Source organism: Pseudomonas sp. B28(2017), assembly GCF_002113025.1.
Taxonomy (GTDB): Bacteria; Pseudomonadota; Gammaproteobacteria; order Pseudomonadales; family Pseudomonadaceae; genus Aquipseudomonas.
Genome location: NZ_NEJH01000005.1, coordinates 247,584 through 265,255 on the forward strand (window position 1 = coordinate 247,584; position 17,672 = coordinate 265,255).

3 protein-coding genes and 1 pseudogene are annotated in these 17,672 nt (G+C 59.8%); 3 read left to right on the forward strand and 1 reads right to left on the reverse strand.

Translation table 11 applies throughout. The features are described 5' to 3' along the window. Positions 1 to 16 precede the first annotated feature (16 nt). Positions 17 to 15,814, forward strand: coding sequence for a filamentous hemagglutinin N-terminal domain-containing protein (locus tag CAF65_RS16640; protein WP_085717252.1), 15,798 nt, complete (start codon positions 17 to 19; stop codon positions 15,812 to 15,814). A 356-nt stretch (positions 15,815 to 16,170) separates the two neighbouring features. Here CAF65_RS16640 and CAF65_RS16650 read toward each other — a convergent pair. Beyond that, positions 16,171 to 16,494: pseudogene (locus tag CAF65_RS16650) on the reverse strand (IS4 family transposase); the annotation flags it as partial. Positions 16,495 to 17,104: 610 nt separating this feature from the next. On the opposite strand from CAF65_RS16650, the gene CAF65_RS28030 reads away from it, so the two are divergent. Together CAF65_RS28030 and CAF65_RS28035 are read left to right on the forward strand one after the other, a co-directional pair. Continuing rightward, positions 17,105 to 17,389, forward strand: coding sequence for a hypothetical protein (locus tag CAF65_RS28030; RefSeq protein ID WP_143492120.1), 285 nt, complete (start codon positions 17,105 to 17,107; stop codon positions 17,387 to 17,389). Next, positions 17,386 to 17,643 carry a hypothetical protein gene (locus tag CAF65_RS28035; protein WP_143492121.1) on the forward strand — a complete coding sequence of 86 codons (258 nt, stop codon included), beginning with the start codon at positions 17,386 to 17,388 and terminating at the stop codon, positions 17,641 to 17,643. The genes CAF65_RS28030 and CAF65_RS28035 overlap by 4 nt, the downstream gene beginning before the upstream one ends. Positions 17,644 to 17,672: the final 29 nt, after the last annotated feature.

Below are 17,672 nucleotides of genomic sequence, written 5' to 3' on the forward strand. Positions count from 1 at the left end.
CACCGAGACCTTCGACATGGACGCCCGCCAATACGCCTTCCTGTGCCGCCAGCCTTCTGCTGCAGTGAAATCGCGCGAGCACTTCTGGGGCATGCCCAAGCGCGGTTTGGCGTTCCTGTTGGCGAACGTGATGTTCTGGCAACCGATGTGGGCGCAGGCCGACGGCATCGTGGTAGCCACGCCGGGCACCAGCCTCGGTCAGGCGGGCAACGGCGTGCCGATCGTCAACATCGCCACGCCCAATGGCACCGGGCTGTCGCATAACCAGTTTCACGATTACAACGTCGGCACCCAAGGTGTGATTCTCAACAACGCCACCGCGCGTACTCAATCCACCCAACTGGGCGGGATCATCGTCGGCAACCCGAACTTCAATGGGGTCGCCGCGCAGACCATCCTCAACGAAGTCAACGGCGGCAGCCCGAGCCAACTCAACGGTTACACCGAAGTGGCCGGCCAATCGGCACGGGTCATTGTTGCCAACCCTTATGGAATCAGCTGCAACGGCTGCGGCTTCATCAATACCCCGCGCGTGACATTGACCACCGGTAAACCCGTGCTCGATAACGGGCGCGTGGATCGTTATCAGGTGGATCAGGGCAGCGTCTCCATCGACGGCGCAGGGCTGAATGCCAACAACGTCGACAGCTTCGAAATCATCACTCGCAGCGCGAAGATCAACGCCGAGATTCAAGCGAAAAACCTGACGATCGTGGCCGGTCGCAACGACGTCAACGCCCAGACTCTCGGTGCTACTGTTCGCGCCGATGACGGCAGCGCCAAACCACAATTGGCCATCGACAGTTCGGCGCTGGGCGGCATGTACGCCGGGGCGATCAAACTGGTCGGCAGCGAGGCCGGCGTCGGGGTGAAGCTGGCCGGTAATCTGGCCGCCAGTGGCGGTGACATCCAGATCGATGCCAATGGTCATCTGAGCCTGGCCCAGACGGCTGCCGCCGGTGCAGTCAACGTCACAACCGCGAGCCTCGATGCCCAGGGACCGGTTTATGCGGGCACCAGCCTTGCAGTCACCGCCTCTGGAGACCTCAACACACAACAGAACCTCGCTGCCCGCGACCGCATCAGCCTGTCCAGCGGCGGGCAACTGAGCAATCAGGCGGTGATCGAAGCCGGCGTCAACGCCGACAACAGCCGCAACACCAGCGGTGATGTCAGCCTCGCGGCGCAGACCCTCACCAACAGTGGCAGCGTGATCGCCAGCCGTGCGCTGCAAGCCACGGTGGCACAGACCCTGTTCAACCAGGGTGGGACGCTGAACGGTCAAGGCAGCACGCAAATCTCTACCTCGACCCTGGATAACCGTCAGAAAGGTCGAGTGTTGAGCCAGGGCAGCCTGGGCGTCACCGCCAATCAGGTGTTGAACAGCCAGGACGGCCTGATCACCAGTACCGGCAACCTCAATGCCAACGTCGGGTATCTGGATAACAGCGGCGGTGAACTGTCCAGCCTGACAGTGAGTACCGTGCAGGTGGGGGCTCTGGATAACGTTGCCGGTTTGATCGGCGCCGGGCAGAGCCTGAGTATCACCGCCAGTGGTGCGCTGAATAATCAGGGTGGGCGCGTCCTCGCTCAGCAGGATCTGCGGGTCAGCGCGGGTGCACTGGACAACAGCCAGCGAGGAACGTTGGCCAGCCAGGGCACTTTGGGCCTGAACGTGGCAGGTATGTTGAACAATCAACAAGGCGGAAGTCTGACCAGCACTGGCGCGCTGACTACACAAATTGCCGGAGCGCTGCTCAATCAGTTCGGCCTGATCAACGCGGGCGGCAATCTGCAACTCAGCGCCAATTCGCTGGACAACCGCAACGCCCAACTGTCGAGCGTCGGCGACCTGACGTTAAGCGCCAGTCAGGCGGACAACAGCAGCGGCGGTCAGATCCTGGCCAACGGCGACCTCGCACTGAGCCTCGACCGTTTGAACAATCAGCTCAAGGGCGTGATCGCTGGACAGCGTGATGTCCGGCTCAGCGGCGGGCAGCTGGATAACAGCGGGGCGGGCAGCCTGTACGCGAAACGCAATCTCAACCTGACCCTGGCCAATCAATTGAACAACGCGCAGGGCACCCTGCGCGGCGACGGCACGCTCACGCTGCAAGCGGCGAGCCTGGGCAACAAGGGCGGCAGCGTATCCGGCGTGGGCGGATTGACCGTGACCAGCAGCGGCGCGATTGCCAATCAGGGCGGCGCGCTGCTGACCGACGCCGGTCTGACCTTGAGCAGCGGCAGTCTCGATAACAGCCAGCAAGGTCGCATCGCCGGTAACGGCGTAGTACTCAACACCGGCGCGTTCAGCAACCAGCAAGACGGGAGCCTGACCAGCACTGGCGCGCTCAGCCTCACGGCCGGCCAAGTGGATAACAGCGTGGCTGGCCGCATCGCCAGCGCCATGGCGTTGACTGCAACCGTCACCGGCCTCGATCAGCACGCGGGCGGGCAATTGTTCAGCAACACGGATGTCACCCTGGACTTGAGCAATGGCCTGCTGAACAACCAGGGCGGCTTGCTGACGGCACCGGGTCAACTGCTGTTGAAAAACCTCAACACCGTCGCTAACCAGGGCGGTGAAATTTCCAGTGCCAAGGCGTTCAGCCTGACGGCGCAAAGCCTCGACAACACCGACGGCAAGCTGCTCAGCGACCAGGGTTTGACCGTGCGCATCAATCAGGCACTGACCAACGTCAGAGGCTTGATTTCGGCAGCGAGTGTGGAGGCGCATGCCGCTCGGCTCGACAACAGCAATGGCAACATCAGCAGCGATGCCGACCTGAGCCTGCAACTGGCTGGTGCGTTGCTCAACCAGGGCGGCGCGCTGCTGACCAACGCCGGTCTGACCTTGAACAGCGGCAGTCTCGATAACAGCCAGCAGGGTCGCATCGCCGGTAACGGCGTAGTACTCAACACCGGCGCGTTCAGCAACCAGCAAGGCGGGAGCCTGACCAGTACTGGCGCGCTCAGCCTCACGGCCGGCCAGGTGGATAACAGTGTGGCTGGCCGCATCGCCAGCGCCATGGCGTTGACCGCAACCGTCACCGGCCTCGATCAGCACGCGGGCGGGCAATTGTTCAGCAACACGGATGTCACCCTGGACTTGAGCAATGGCCAGTTGAACAACCAGGGCGGCTTGCTGACGGCACCGGGTCAACTGCTGCTGAAAAACCTCAACACCGTCGCTAACCAGGGCGGTGAAATTTCCAGTGCCAAGGCGTTCAGCCTGACGGCGCAAAGCCTCGACAACACCGACGGCAAGCTGCTCAGCGACCAGGGTTTGACCCTGCGCATCAATCAGGCACTGACCAACGTCAGAGGCTTGATTTCGGCAGCGAGTGTGGATGTTCGCGCCGCTCGGCTCGACAACAGCAACGGCAGCATCAGCAGCGATGTCGACCTGAGCCTGCAACTGACTGGCGCGCTGCTCAACCAGGGCGGCGCGCTGCTGACCAACGCCGGTCTGACCTTGAACAGCGGCAGTCTCGATAACAGCCAGCAAGGTCGCATCGCCGGTAAAGGCGTGCTACTCAACACCGGCGCGTTCAGCAACCAGCAAGGCGGAAGCCTGACCAGCACTGGCGCGCTGACCGCACAAATTGCCGGAGCACTGCTCAATCAGTTCGGGCTGATCAACGCGGGCGGCAATCTGCAACTCAGCGCCAATTCGCTGGACAACCGCAACGCCCAGCTGTCGAGCGTCGGCGATCTGACGTTAAGCGCCAGTCAGGCGGACAACAGCAGCGGCGGTCAGATCCTGGCCAACGGCGACCTCGCACTGAGCCTCGATCGCTTGAACAATCAGCTCAAGGGCGTGATCGCCGGGCAGCGTGATGTCCGGCTCAACGCCGGGCAACTGGATAACAGCGGGGCGGGCAGCCTGTACGCGAAACGCAATCTCAACCTGACCCTGGCCAATCAATTGAACAATACGCAGGGCACCCTGCGTGGCGATGGCACGCTCACGTTGCAAGCGGCGAGCCTGGGCAACAATGGCGGCAGCGTATCCGGCGTGGGCGGATTGACCGTGACCAGCAGTGGCGCGATTGCCAACCAGGGCGGCGCACTGCTGACCAACGCCGGTCTGACCTTGAACAGCGGCAGTCTCGATAACAGCCAGCAGGGTCGCATCGCCGGTAAAGGCGTGACACTCAACACCGGCGCGTTCAGCAACCAGCAAGGCGGAAGCCTGACCAGCACTGGCGCGCTGACCGCACAAATTGCCGGAGCACTGCTCAATCAGTTCGGGCTGATCAACGCGGGCGGCAATCTGCAACTCAGCGCCAATACGCTGGACAACCGCAACGCCCAACTGTCGAGCGTCGGCGACCTGACGTTAAGCGCCAGTCAGGCGGACAACAGCAGCGGCCAGATCCTGGCCAACGGCGACCTCTCACTGAGCCTCGACCGCTTGAACAATCAGCTCAAGGGTGTGATCGCCGGACAGCGTGATGTCCAGCTCAACGCCGGGCAGCTGGATAACAGCGGGGCGGGCAGCCTGTACGCGAAACGCAATCTCAACCTGACCCTGGCCAACCAATTGAACAACACGCAGGGCACCCTGCGTGGCGACGGCACGCTCACGCTGCAAGCGGCGAGCCTGGGCAACAAGGGGGGCAGCGTATCCGGCGTGGGCGGATTGACCGTGACCAGCAGCGGCGCGATCGCCAACCAGGGCGGCACGTTGCTGACCAACGCCGGGCTGACCTTGAACAGCGGCAGTCTCGATAACAGCCAGCAGGGTCGCATCGCCGGCAAAGGCGTGACACTCAACACCGGCGCGTTCAGCAACCAGCAAGGCGGGAGCCTGACCAGTACTGGCGCGCTCAGCCTCACGGCCGGCCAGGTGGATAACAGCGTGGCTGGCCGCATCGCCAGCGCCATGGCGTTGACCGCAACCGTCACCGGCCTCGATCAGCACGCGGACGGGCAATTGTTCAGCAACACGGATGTCACCCTGGACTTGAGCAATGGCCAGTTGAACAACCAGGGTGGTTTGCTGACCGCACCGGGTCAACTGCTGCTGAAAAACCTCAATGCCGTCGCTAACCAGGGCGGTGAAATTTCCAGTGCCAAGGCGTTCAGCCTGACGGCGCAAAGCCTCGACAACACCGACGGCAAACTGCTCAGCGACCAGGGTTTGACCGTACGCATCAATCAGGCACTGACCAACGTCAGAGGCTTGATTTCGGCAGCGAGTGTGGATGCGCGTGCCGCTCGGCTCGACAACAGCAACGGCAGCATCAGCAGCGATGCCGACCTGAGCCTGCAACTGGCTGGCGCGCTGCTCAACCAGGGCGGTGAACTGTCCAGCGCCGGCAACACCACCCTCGTTGCCATGAGCCTGGGCAACGGCAGCGGCCAGGTGCTGGCCGATCAGCGCCTGAGCCTGATGATCAGCGGCGCCGTGGATAACCAGGCCGGTACTTTGGGGGCCGGGCAAGGGCTGAGCATCAACGCCGCAAGCCTGGATAACCGTCAGGCGGGCAGCCTGGTGACTGACGGTAACCTCGACCTCGGCCTCGGCGGCCTGCTGAACAACCAGAGCGGCGGCAGCGTGCAGGCCAAGGGCCTGATGAACCTGCAAAGCCTGAACCTGGATAACCGCGGTGGTCGCATCTCGGGCAACAATCTGCTGAACTTGCGCAATGGCTCGTCGGACAATCGCGGCGGTGTCATTCGTGCCGACAAGGACCTGCAGCTCTACATCGATCAATTGGACAACCGCCAGCAAGGCCTGCTCAGCAGCAAGGCCGGCATTGGTTTCACTGGTCAGCGTCTGGATAACCAGGGTGGCTTGCTCAGCGCCGTGGGCTTGCTGCAACTGCAAGCAGGCGTAGTGCTCAACAACGCAGGTCGTATCGCCAGTCAGAGCGACCTGATTGCCAATGCCGACACGATGACCCAGCAGGGTGGCGAGATGGTCGCCCAAGGCACTCTGACGCTGACCGGCACCACGCTGGATAACAGCCGGGGCGGTTTGGTCGGGGCGACAAAAGCGCTGAAACTCAATGTCGGTGACATCGACAACCGCTCGGGTGAAATCTCCAGTCAGGTTGATGTCGCCATCGTCGGCCAACAACTGAACAACAGCGACGGCGGCAAGGTACTGGCGGGCACCGCACTGGGACTGAGCGTTGCGAACCTGATCAATCAGAACAAGGGGCTACTGTTCGGCGACATGCTCAGCCTCAACGGCAAGAGTCTGAGCAATGCCGGGGGCACGCTCGCCAGCCAGCAGGGTCTCGCTATCAACCTTGCGGGCGCTCTGGACAACAGCGCCGGCCTGCTCAGCAGTGAAGGGACCCTGACGGTCAGCACCGCCAGCCTGAACAACAGTGCGGGCAGTCTCTCCGCTGCCAATGCGCTGACCGTAACGACCACTGGCGTACTGAGCAATCAGGGTGGCTCGATCACCACCGATGCCGGGCTGACCCTCAACAGTGCCAGTCTCGATAACCGAAACGGCGGTGTGCTGTCCGGCAAAGGCGCGACTCGGGTCAGCACCGGTGCTTTCGACAACAGCCACGGCGGTCGCCTGACCAGCGCCAACACCCTGGACTTGAGCGCCGCCCAAGTGATCAACCAGGACACCGGCAGGATTGCCAGTGCCATGGCGCTGACTGCAACCGTCACGGGCCTTGACCAGCAGGGCGGTGAGCTGTTCAGCAATACGGCGCTGAGCCTTGATCTGAACCACGGCCAGTTGAATAACCAGGGTGGCTTGATCAACGCGCCCGGCGCGTTGCTGCTGAAAAATCTCAATGGCGTCGCTAACAATAATGGCGAAATCTCCAGCGCCCAAGCCTTTACTGTCGACGCTCAAACACTCGACAACAGCGGCGGCAAGCTGCTCAGTTATCAAGCGCTGACGCTGCGACTGGCGCAGGCGATGAGCAACATCAACGGCATCATCTCCGCTGCCGCGCTGAACGCGCATAGCGCCAGCCTGGACAACAGCAGTGGTTTGATCAGCAGCCGTAATGGCCTGAGTCTGGCCGTTGACAACAGTTTCACCAACCACAACGGCACCTTGATCGCCGACGGCAATCTGCTGCTCAGCGCTGCTACAACGGACAACAGCCTGGGGCAGATCGCCGGTAAACAAGACGTCACCGCCAGCATCGGCAGCTTGCAACAACAGGGCGGGCAGATGATCGCCCAAGGTAACCTGAGCCTGACCGGCGATCGCCTGGACAACCGCCTGAACGGCTTCGTCGGTGCGACGGGCACACTGGATATCAAGGTGGGCAACGTCGACAACCGTGGTGGCGAACTCTCCACCAAGGGCAACCTGACCCTGGTCGGCCAGCAACTGGATAACAGTGACAATGGACAAGTTCTTGCCCAGAACACCCTGCTGCTGACAGTCGATCAAATCATCAACCGCAACAAAGGCCTGCTCTTTGGCAAGACCGGATTAAGCGTGACCGGCACCGGGCTGGATAACACCGGCGGATCCTTGCTCAGCCAGCAGAGCATCGACGTTGACCTCGGCGCTACGCTGGACAACAGCCTCGGTCTGTTCAGCAGCGAAGGTTCGCTCGGCGCGCGGGTGGGCAATCTGGTCAACACGGCAGGCAGCTTTTCCAGCGCCGGTAGCTTGAGCGTCAGTAGCACTGGGGCAATCAGCAACCAGGGCGGGCAACTGGTCACCGACGCCAACCTCAACCTGCACAGCGCCAGCCTCGACAATCGGCAGCAGGGCCGGATCAGCGGCAAAGGCCCTGTCTCGATTCAAACCGGTGCCTTCGACAACAGCCAGAGTGGCCGCGTCAGCAGCGCCAGTCGCCTCGACGTGACCGCCGCACAACTGACCAACCAGGCAGGTGGCAGCATCGGCAGTAGCGATGCACTGACCGTCAGCGTCACGGGGCTGGACCAGCAAAACGGCACCTTGTTCAGCAACAGCGCCCTGACCCTCGACTTGAACAACGGCCAGTTGAACAATCAGGGTGGCCTGATCAATGCACCGCTTCTGCAGCTGAACAACCTCAACGGCGTCGCTAACCAGAGCGGGGAAATCTCCAGCGCCCAAGCCTTTACCCTGGCGTCGCAAAACTTCGACAACAGCGGCGGCAAGCTGCTGAGCAACCAGGGCCTGACCCTGCGCATCACTCAGGCACTGAGCAACATCAACGGCATGATTGCTGCCACCAGCCTCGACGCGGGCGCCGGCACGCTGGACAACAGCGGCGGCCTCCTGACCAGCCGGGGCAACCTCGCGCTCAACGTCAATGGCCTGCTGACCAACCAGAACAACGGCCTGATCAACGCTGTGCAGGCACTCAACCTCAATTCCGCCGGCCTGAACAACCGGGGCGGCCAACTGCTCGGTGGCACCGCGCTGACGGTCAACGCGGCGAACCTGGACAACACCGCCAATGGCCTGATCAATAGCCAGGGCGGATTGAGCCTGACCGCCAACAGCCTGGACTCCAGCAACGGCGGCGAAGTGTCGGCAAAAAGCGACATCGATCTGACCCTCGGTGCCTTGAGCCAGAACGGTGGTCGATTGCTCGGCAGTGCCGGAATCACCCTGAACCTGAGTGGCGGCGACCTGAGCAACCGCAACGGCCTGATCACCGCCCACGGTCCACTGAACATCAACCACCTGCGTGACCTGAACAACCAGGGCGGTGAAGTTTCCAGTAGCCAAAGTGTTGCTCTGGGCGGACGCACCATCGACAACAATGGCGGCAAACTGATCAGCAGCAACCTGCTGAGCCTCAACGCCACCGGCAGCCTGCTCAACCAGAACGGCCTGATCTCCGGCTGGCAGGGCCTCACCGTGACGGGCGCCAGCCTCGACAACCGCAACAACGGCACGCTCTCCAGCCGCAACGGCAACCTCGGCGTGAACCTCAGTGGCGGCTTGCTCAACAGTGGTGCCGGTGCCTTGGTCAGCCAAAGTGCACTCACCGTCAACGCCGCCAGCCTCGACAACAGCGGCGGCATCCTGTCCAGTGGCGCCGGCCAGACCCTGACCCTCAGCGGCCTGCTGAACAACAGCCAGAACGGCCTGATCGATAGCGGTGCGGCCCTCGTCGTGCAAGCCATGACCCTCGGCAATGCGGCGGGTGTGATCAACGCGCAACAGAGCCTGAGCTTCACCGGTACCCACCTGGACAACACGGCCGGTAGCCTGGTTGGCAATGGTGCGGTCAGCCTCGACTTGCTCGGCGTCCTGACCAACACCAGCGGCAAACTCGCCAGTGCCGGCCCGCTACTGATTCAAGGTGCGAGCCAGATCAACAACCAGGGTGGGCAACTGGCGAGCCAGTCTCTGCTGACCCTGCTCACCGGCGGCCTCGACAACAGCAATCGCGGCACCGTGGCCGCCAACGGTCAACTATTGCTCGCGGCAACGGGCGCCGTGCAGAACAACGCCGATGGCTTGATCTACAGCAAGAATGGTGGCGTGCAACTGCAAGCCGCCAATCTGGCCAATAACCTCGGTGCACTGCAAGGCCAGGGTTCGCTGAGCCTCACTGTCGCCGGTGACATCGACAACCATAGCGGTCGCATCATCGCCCAAGGCAGCGACCTGACCGTCATTGCCGGCAACCTCGACAACCGCGGCGGCGTGCTGGCCAGCCTGCAAGGCGCGTTCACCGCCCACCTCACCGGCGTGCTGAAAAACGGCTACGACCCAAGCAACAACAACCAGGGCGGCGTCACCCAGGCCCAGCGCCTGGACCTGACCGCGCTGGCTGGTATCAACAACTACGGCGGGCGTATCGCTGCGCAAGCCGGCGATACGATCGTCCATACCGCTGACTTCGACAACCGCAATGGCGGCCTTTACGCCCGGGGTCGAGTCAGTGTCACTGGTAACAACTTCGACAACAGCGGCAGCAATGACGGCCAGATCGCCGGCAGCCAGATCGACCTGACCCTGAGCGGTGCTCTGAACAACCGCCTGGGCATCATCGAAAGCGACAGTACCCTGGCGATCACCGCCGCGAGTATCGACAACCAGACGGGTCAACTACGTGCCCTCGGCACCGGTGGCGCTACCCAATTCAACATCGGTAGCCTGTTCGATAACCGTTATGGCACTGTCGAAAGCGCCAACAGCGACCTGACCCTTGCTGCCGGCAACTTCCTTAACACCGGCGGCACCCTGTTGCATGTCGGCACCGGCACTTTTGGCCTGTCCATGGCCAATGTCGTCAACGCCGGCGGCAGCATCGTCACCCGTGGCGGCCTGACTCTAAACGCGGACACCTGGACCAACAGCAGCGTCATTCAGGCCGGGCGCCTGAACGTCAACGTCAACAACTTCAGCCAAACCGCCGGCGGCCAACTCCTGGCCTCCGACAGTTTCACTGGGAGCGGGGGCAATTGGTACAACGATGGGGTTATAGCCAGTGACGGCAGTCTGTACCTGGGCTTGGCCGGCAGCTACACCGGCAATGGCCGGGCAAGTAGCCTCGGTGCCTTGACGCTGAACGCCGGGCAGCTCTACTTGCCCGCAACTGCCAGGATCGCCGGCGGCGGGGCGACCCACCTCAATGTAAGCGGACAACTGACCAACCTGGGCCAACTGACTTCAGCGGCCGGGCTAACCGTCAACGCGGGGGCGGTGAGCAACTACGGCACCTTGGGCAGCACCGGCGACCTAAACCTGACCACCTCGACATTACTCAATGAGCATGGGCTGATCTTCGCCGGGGGCAACCTGGTGTTGGCGGTCAACAGCTTCACCAACCATCTGGCCGATGTCTACGGCCTGGGTGACGTGCGCATCGGCGGTGATGGCGGCGCGGCGCGGGCGGCCAGCGTGTACAACATAGCCGGCAGCCTGGAAAGCGTTGGTGACTTCAGCCTCAAGGCTGCCGTGTTCGAGAACCGCACCGACGGCGATACGGCGTCCGCCAATCGTTCACTGGTCTCGGGTTTTATTGCCAATATCTGTAATGACTGCCAAGGGGACGATTGGATCGTTACCCTGGCAGCGCATGAACTGTTCGAGAGCAGCGACAGTGATACCAGTGCGGCGGCCACCCTGTCGGCGGGGCGGAATTTTGACTTCCAAGGCGGCAGTTTCCTCAACAGCAAAAGTAGCGTGAGTGCCGGCGGCGATATCACGATTCAGGCCGATAGCCTGCAAAACATTGGCTCCGTGGCCGGGACGATGGAGCGGATCCGCACCTACCAAATCAGCCTGAAAGACAGTGCGATGAATCGCTTCTTCGCCGAGGTGGTCACCCCCTACAACCAAACTAACAACCCCATCTTCCCGCTTGTGTATTACCTGGATACCAACGGGAACATTCGCACGGCGACCGCCAAATCGTATCTGGGGCGCGAACCCGGGCATGACGGTGGCAGCTATGAGTTCGTCAAACTGACCGACACCGTAACCGGTCTGGTGATCAATAATCGATGGGGTTACGGTTTTCCTCTGCCGGGCCTGAGCTACGGTTTTGAAGGCCAGATCACCTCCCAGTACGACCCCAGCCATCTGGTCGAGCTGCCCAGCCGGTTAAGCCAGCTCACGCCGATTACCGACATCGAAGTTGCCACCGACAACACCGGCGCTGCCAGCACCGGCACCGTGCGTAACGCGGTGATTCAGGCCGGTGGAAAAGTCGCGATTACGGCCACGCAGGACCTGGTCAACAGCGTGATTCACGAGGATTACGCCTACGCTGGCAGCGCCAGCAAGGTGCAGGACACCCAAACGAGCGCCGGCCCGCGAGTGCAGGTCAGGATCAATGCGCAACTGCCACCGGACCTCGCCCAACAACAGGTCAATCCGTTGGCCCTACCAGGCTTCAGCCTGCCAACCGGCCAGAACGGCCTGTTCCGCCTGAGCGGGCAGGGCGGCAACAGTGCCCAGGCCACTTCGGCTAACGCTGCGCCACAAAGCTGGACATTTGGTGGCGTCAGTGTCGCCTTGGCTCAACGCGACCAGACCGTGCCGGTTGCTCAAGTGCGCGATATCCAGCTGAGCGATATCACGCAGACCTCGGCCGCCAGCCGTCAGGTGGTCGCGGACGCCCGTCAAGGCGCCGGCGTTATCAGCAATGCATCGTCGATCAATGTCACGGCGCCGAGCGATGGCGGTGCCGGCAGCGTCGTCGTGCCGGGGCGCAGCGCCGATGCGCCCGCTGCTACTGCCGTCAGCGATATAACCGGCGCGAACCTGTCCAGTCAGCCCGGTGTCGTCGCTCCGCTGCCAGGTCAGCCCGGTGTCGTCGTTCCGCTACCAGGTCAGCCCGGCGTAGTCGCTCCGGTGCCAGGTCAGCCCGGTGTCGTCGCTCCGCAGCCAGGTCGGCCCGGTGTTGTCACTCCGCTACCAGGTCAGCCCGGTGTCGTCGCTCCGTTGCCAGGTCGGCCCGGTGTCGTCGCTCCGCCGCCAGGTCAGCCCGGTGTCGTCGCTCCGCTGCCAGGTCAACCCGCCGCCGTAGCTCCGCTGTCCGGCCAAACATCGCCGGCCATTGCGCAAATCACCCCGGCAGCCAGCCAGACCGTCGCCCGGGTGCAAGGCCTGCCGAGCAGCAGCGGTCAGTCCAAACCGCACAAATACCTGATCGAAACCAACCCGGTCCTCACCGACCTCAAGCAGTTCATGAGCTCGGACTACCTGCTGGGCAACCTCGGCTACGACCCTGACGACAGCGCCAAGCGCCTCGGCGATGGTCTTTATGAACAACGCCTGATTCAGCAAGCGGTGGTCGCCCGTACCGGTCAACGCTTTCTCGATGGCCTGACCTCGGACGAGGCCATGTTCAAGTACCTCATGAACAACGCCATCGCCAGCAAACAGGAACTCAACCTGTCGCTGGGCGTATCCCTCAGCGCCGAACAGGTCGCAGCACTCACCCACGACATCGTCTGGATGGAAACCATGCAGGTCAATGGCGAGGACGTGCTGGTGCCGGTGCTGTACCTGGCCAACGCCAACAATCGCCTGGCACCCAACGGGGCACTGATCCAGGGCCGCGACGTGACCCTGATCGCCGGGCACGACCTGAACAACGCCGGTACTCTGCGCGCCAGCAACAACCTGGCTGCCATGGCCGGCAATGACCTGGTCAACAGCGGCCTGGTCGAAGCCGGCAATCGCCTCGACCTGCTGGCGGGAAACAACCTCATCAACAAAGCCGGCGGCATCATTGCCGGGCGAGATGTCAGCCTGACCAGTATCCGTGGTGATGTGCTGAACGAACGCACGGTCACCGGCTATGACACCCGCACGGGCAACAGCAGTTTGCACCGCGATTTTGTCGACAACGCTGCGCGCATCGAAGCGGCCAATGACCTGACCATTCAGGCTGGGCGCGATGTAAACAACGTCGGCAGCGTCCTGCAAAGCGGCCGTGACCTCAGCATCAGCGCCGGCCGCGACGTCAGCATCACCTCCGCCGCACAGGTGAGCAGCAACACCCTCGGCACCACCTACCGCGACCAGAGCATCAGCCAAAACGGCTCCAGCCTCGACGCCGGGCGCGACCTGTCGATCAATGCCGGGCGCGACCTCACGGCCATCGCCAGCCAGCTCGACGCCAAGCGCAACATCGCCCTGGCCGCCACGGACAACCTCACTTTGGCCTCGGCAGCGGACGAGGCGCATAGCTACAGCAAAAGCAAAAAAGTCACGACGCAGGAAGATCACGTCAGCCAGGTCGGCACCAGCCTCACCGCCGGCGGCAACGTCGCCCTGAGCGCCGGCCAGGACCTGAGCCTGCTCTCCAGCCGGGTCAGCGCCGGTGATGAAGCCTACCTGGTGGCCGGCGGCAATCTTGAGTTGCTGGCTGCACAGGACAGCGACTATTCGCTGTATGACATGAAGAAGAAGGGCAGCTTCGGCAGCAAAAAGACCCAGCGCGACGAAGTCACCGATGTGAAAAACATCGGCAGTGAAATCAAGACCGGTGGCGATCTGAGTTTGGTCAGTGGTGGCGATCAGCGCTACCAGGGCGCCAAGCTCAACAGTGGCAACGACCTGACCCTCGACAGCGGCGGCAGCATCACCTTCGAAGCGGTCAAGGACCTGCACCAGGAGAGCCACGAGAAGAGCAGCAGCAACCTGGCGTGGACCAGCGCCAAGGGCAAGGGCAACACCGACGAAACCGTGCGCCAAAGCCAACTGGTGGCACAGGGCGAGCTGGCGATGAGGGCCGCTGGAAAAATCACGATCGACATAAAACAGATTGATCAGAAAACCGTTAGTGAAACCATCGATGCAATGGTGAAAGCTGAGCCCGAACTAGCGTGGATAAAACAGGCGGAAGCCAACGGTCAGGTCGATTGGAGGCTGGTCAAGGAAATCCATGACAGCTGGAAGTATGACAACTCCGGACTCGGGGCTGCATCTGCGTTAGTCATTGCCATTGTCGCCAGCATGTTTCTCGGTCCTATGATGGGAGCCGTGGCCACCAACTTCACCGTGGGTACCGTGAATAGCGGTGGCGATTTGGGAGCTGGCCTGAAAGCTACCGTCAGCAAAGATGCAATCAAGGGTTATGCCACGCAATTTGCTACCGGCTATGCATTGAATGGTCTCGATGGGATGGTGAGTGGCTGGAGTACCGATGGCGCGCTCATCCTGAAAGCGGACGGGATCATGAATCCCGGCTATTCGGCAAACATGCTGGATTGGAACACCGTCAGTCAGAACGTCCTGCGTAGCACGGCACATGCACTGGTTGCAGGCTCTATCAACACAGCCATCAATGGAGGCAGTTTAAAAGACAATCTGGGTTCCTCCCTGGTCTCTGAAGGGCTGGATCTTGCCGCTGCCTTTGGCAATAAACAGGTTGGAGACCTCGCGGATCATTTGAACGTCGATCCAGGGTCGGCACAGAAAATACTGATGCATGCAATCTTGGGAGGTGCACTTTCGGCGGCAAGGGGGGGCGACTTCAAGACCGGAGCCTTGGCGGGGGCGGCAGCGGAGGGCCTGAGTGCGATTACAACCGAGGCCTTAGGTAACTATCTGGATTCGCGTTTTGCCACCGATGATCAATTCAAGGTGGGCACCGCTCAGATTATCGGAGTTCTGGCTGGCGCCATGGGTGGTGGCGATCCAGAGATTGCAAGCTGGGTAGCGGGTAATGCCGAGCGTTACAATCAGCAAGTGCACAGAGAGGCAGCAGCCCGTTTGGAGAAAGGCTTCGCTACTCTGCATGAGCAAAACCAGTTTGTGGATCTGCAGCCACAGGATGTACTGGCAGACCTGCAGAAAATTGCCGATGGTGAAAAAGACCCTGCGAAGCTGAACCCTCGAACTGTTGAATTTCTGAATCAATTCTCTCCTGGGGATCTTCGTGAAATTTTCTTTGAGCCGACTCTGACGGAGCAAATTGTCGGGCTGGGTATTGACCTGTTTTTCCCCACGCCAACCGGGAAGGGTAAAGCGGCGGTGGCAATCTCTGGCCCGGTAGGCAAAGAGATTCTGGAGGCCTTGGAGAAAAAGTTCGGTGCGGCGTTGGCGGAGGGAGGTGCAAAAGGTAGCTCGTTGGCAGGGAAAACCATTGATGATTTGTCGAGCGCGGGAAAAATGTTGGACCCCGCAGATAAATCAGGTCAGCTTTCGCTGGCTGGTCGAGCGCTCCAGAAGCATGGCAGCCGAGAAGGTAGTGCATTCCCTAGCGTTAAAGGCAGTCCTTCCGAAATCAATGCTCAAGGTCAAAAAATAGCTGATGAAATTCTGAGTAATCCCGCGTCATCCGTAACCTACAAAGATACCGGGAGATTTGGGAAAGTAATGGATGTAGTTGCTCCCGATGGAAGGGGGCTACGCTATGATGCTAGTGGGAAATTTATTGGCCTGTTGGAGCCGCCGAAGCCATGAAACATTTATCCTCTTTGATGAGTAGCCCTCCAGATCGAGAAAATTTGGTGTACGAAATTTGGTTGGGAACTGACCAGCTAGCTGAAATATCCCATGAGCCTGGAAGACCAGTTGAAATCGAAATATACCCGCCTGCTGAGGGCGGGACATGGTTTTTTGAACTTGACGAGTTCTTGTCTCTGTTGAATCAGGCAACTAAGAACTTAAAATAGCTACAGTTAAGTTGCTGCAAAAGGTATACAGAAGGCTCCGGGTTTAGGAGAGATAGATGACTTCTTTGCATCACAATCGACTAACCTCAATAAAAGCTGGGCGCAAAATTTGGTGCAGGAAAAGGGGACAGATTTGAATGGCACTTACTTAACATGTTTAGCGTGTCCGTTTTTCCTGACATCCGCCCTTGCTGACCGACGTGATTTAGTCAGCAAGGGGTAGGCTTGAGGTCTTCGTTTTATGGCTCGCGGTTCGATACGACCAGGTCGGTTTCCAACGCGCCTTTGAGCGATCAGCGTCAATAAATTTGACAGGTCATTCTCTTCTTCAGGGTTGCCATATTGTCGCAGCGCCAGCCATAGCTGAAGGCTGTGTTTGAAGCTCAGTTCGCGAGGTAAGCAGTCAGCTAATAGAGCCGCTTGCGCCATCAGCATTCGGATTAGATTGTGTGCCAACAGATAGACCCATTCACTACTAGGTACTGCTGTGGGGACCACCGTAGGATTTAAAGGCGGACCGATTATATCTGAACAGCTAAAACTGCTAGTGGGTGATACGGCTGCTGGAGTTTTCAGAAATATGGCAGGAGCGGGTATATCAGAGGTAATAGGGGGTAAAGTGAAGTCGGTAGGTGATAATCAATGAAGCCGAAAAGTGTTGGGTTGTATCTATTTTTTATACTGGTTGTATATTCTGTGTTGTTGTTTTATTTGGTGGGGTTGTGTGGAGGCCTAATAGGCGCAATAATTAATTATTTAAAGCGTGATGTCTGGGTCTTTAATGGAGAGGGTTTTTTTGTTTCATTGAGGTTTTCTCTTGTTTATGGTGTTGGTGCGGCGATCGGAGTTTGGGTCTTTTCAAAGATTGAAGAAATTAAGAGGAAGCGAAAAGGGTAGCTTGGAGTTTTGTAGATCAAGGGTTGATGTGTTTGCTATCGGTGATATATATGTATAGGGCATATAAGTTGGTGGGCTTGGGTAGCGGACAATACGGCCAATACGGCCAATGCGTCCAGCAATTTGCAAAGCTCGACCTAGACTTGGTTGCTTATATCAGAGACTCGACTAACAACTATACGTGGGCGGCTTTCCCCGTTGCACTAATCCTGACTGGAACAAAACACCGACTGTCAGCGATAAGGTTCGTGATCATCTTTCAGGTCGCGTGCTTGATGCGCAGGGTGGTTTCCGCTCGCCTGTTCTTGTTGATGGAGAGGCCTTCATCCCACGCTTCCTGCCTTGTGGTGACGCTTCGTGTATTACAAGCGGTGCCAATATTGACGGGAATGACCCGGAAACGAAGCGCTGGATCAATGCCAAGAATACGAAGGCGGTAAATCAATCATTAGAGGATAAAAAATGAAACCGAAAACAGTGGGTTTTAATTTGTTTGTTTTATTGGCTTTGTATAGTTTTTCATTGTTTTTGGTGGTGGGGGTTTGTGCCGTTTTTTTTGGCGCCTCCGTGAATTATTTTAAGCATGATGTTTGGACATTTAGTGGTGAGGACATTACGAAAATTCTGAAAATGGCTAGTATTTATGGTTTTTTTGCTGCAGTCGGGATTTGGATCAAATCAAAAATAAATGAACGTAAAAAAAATAAAGAGCATCGGTGATTGTCTCAGGCCCCCACTTCTGACATTAC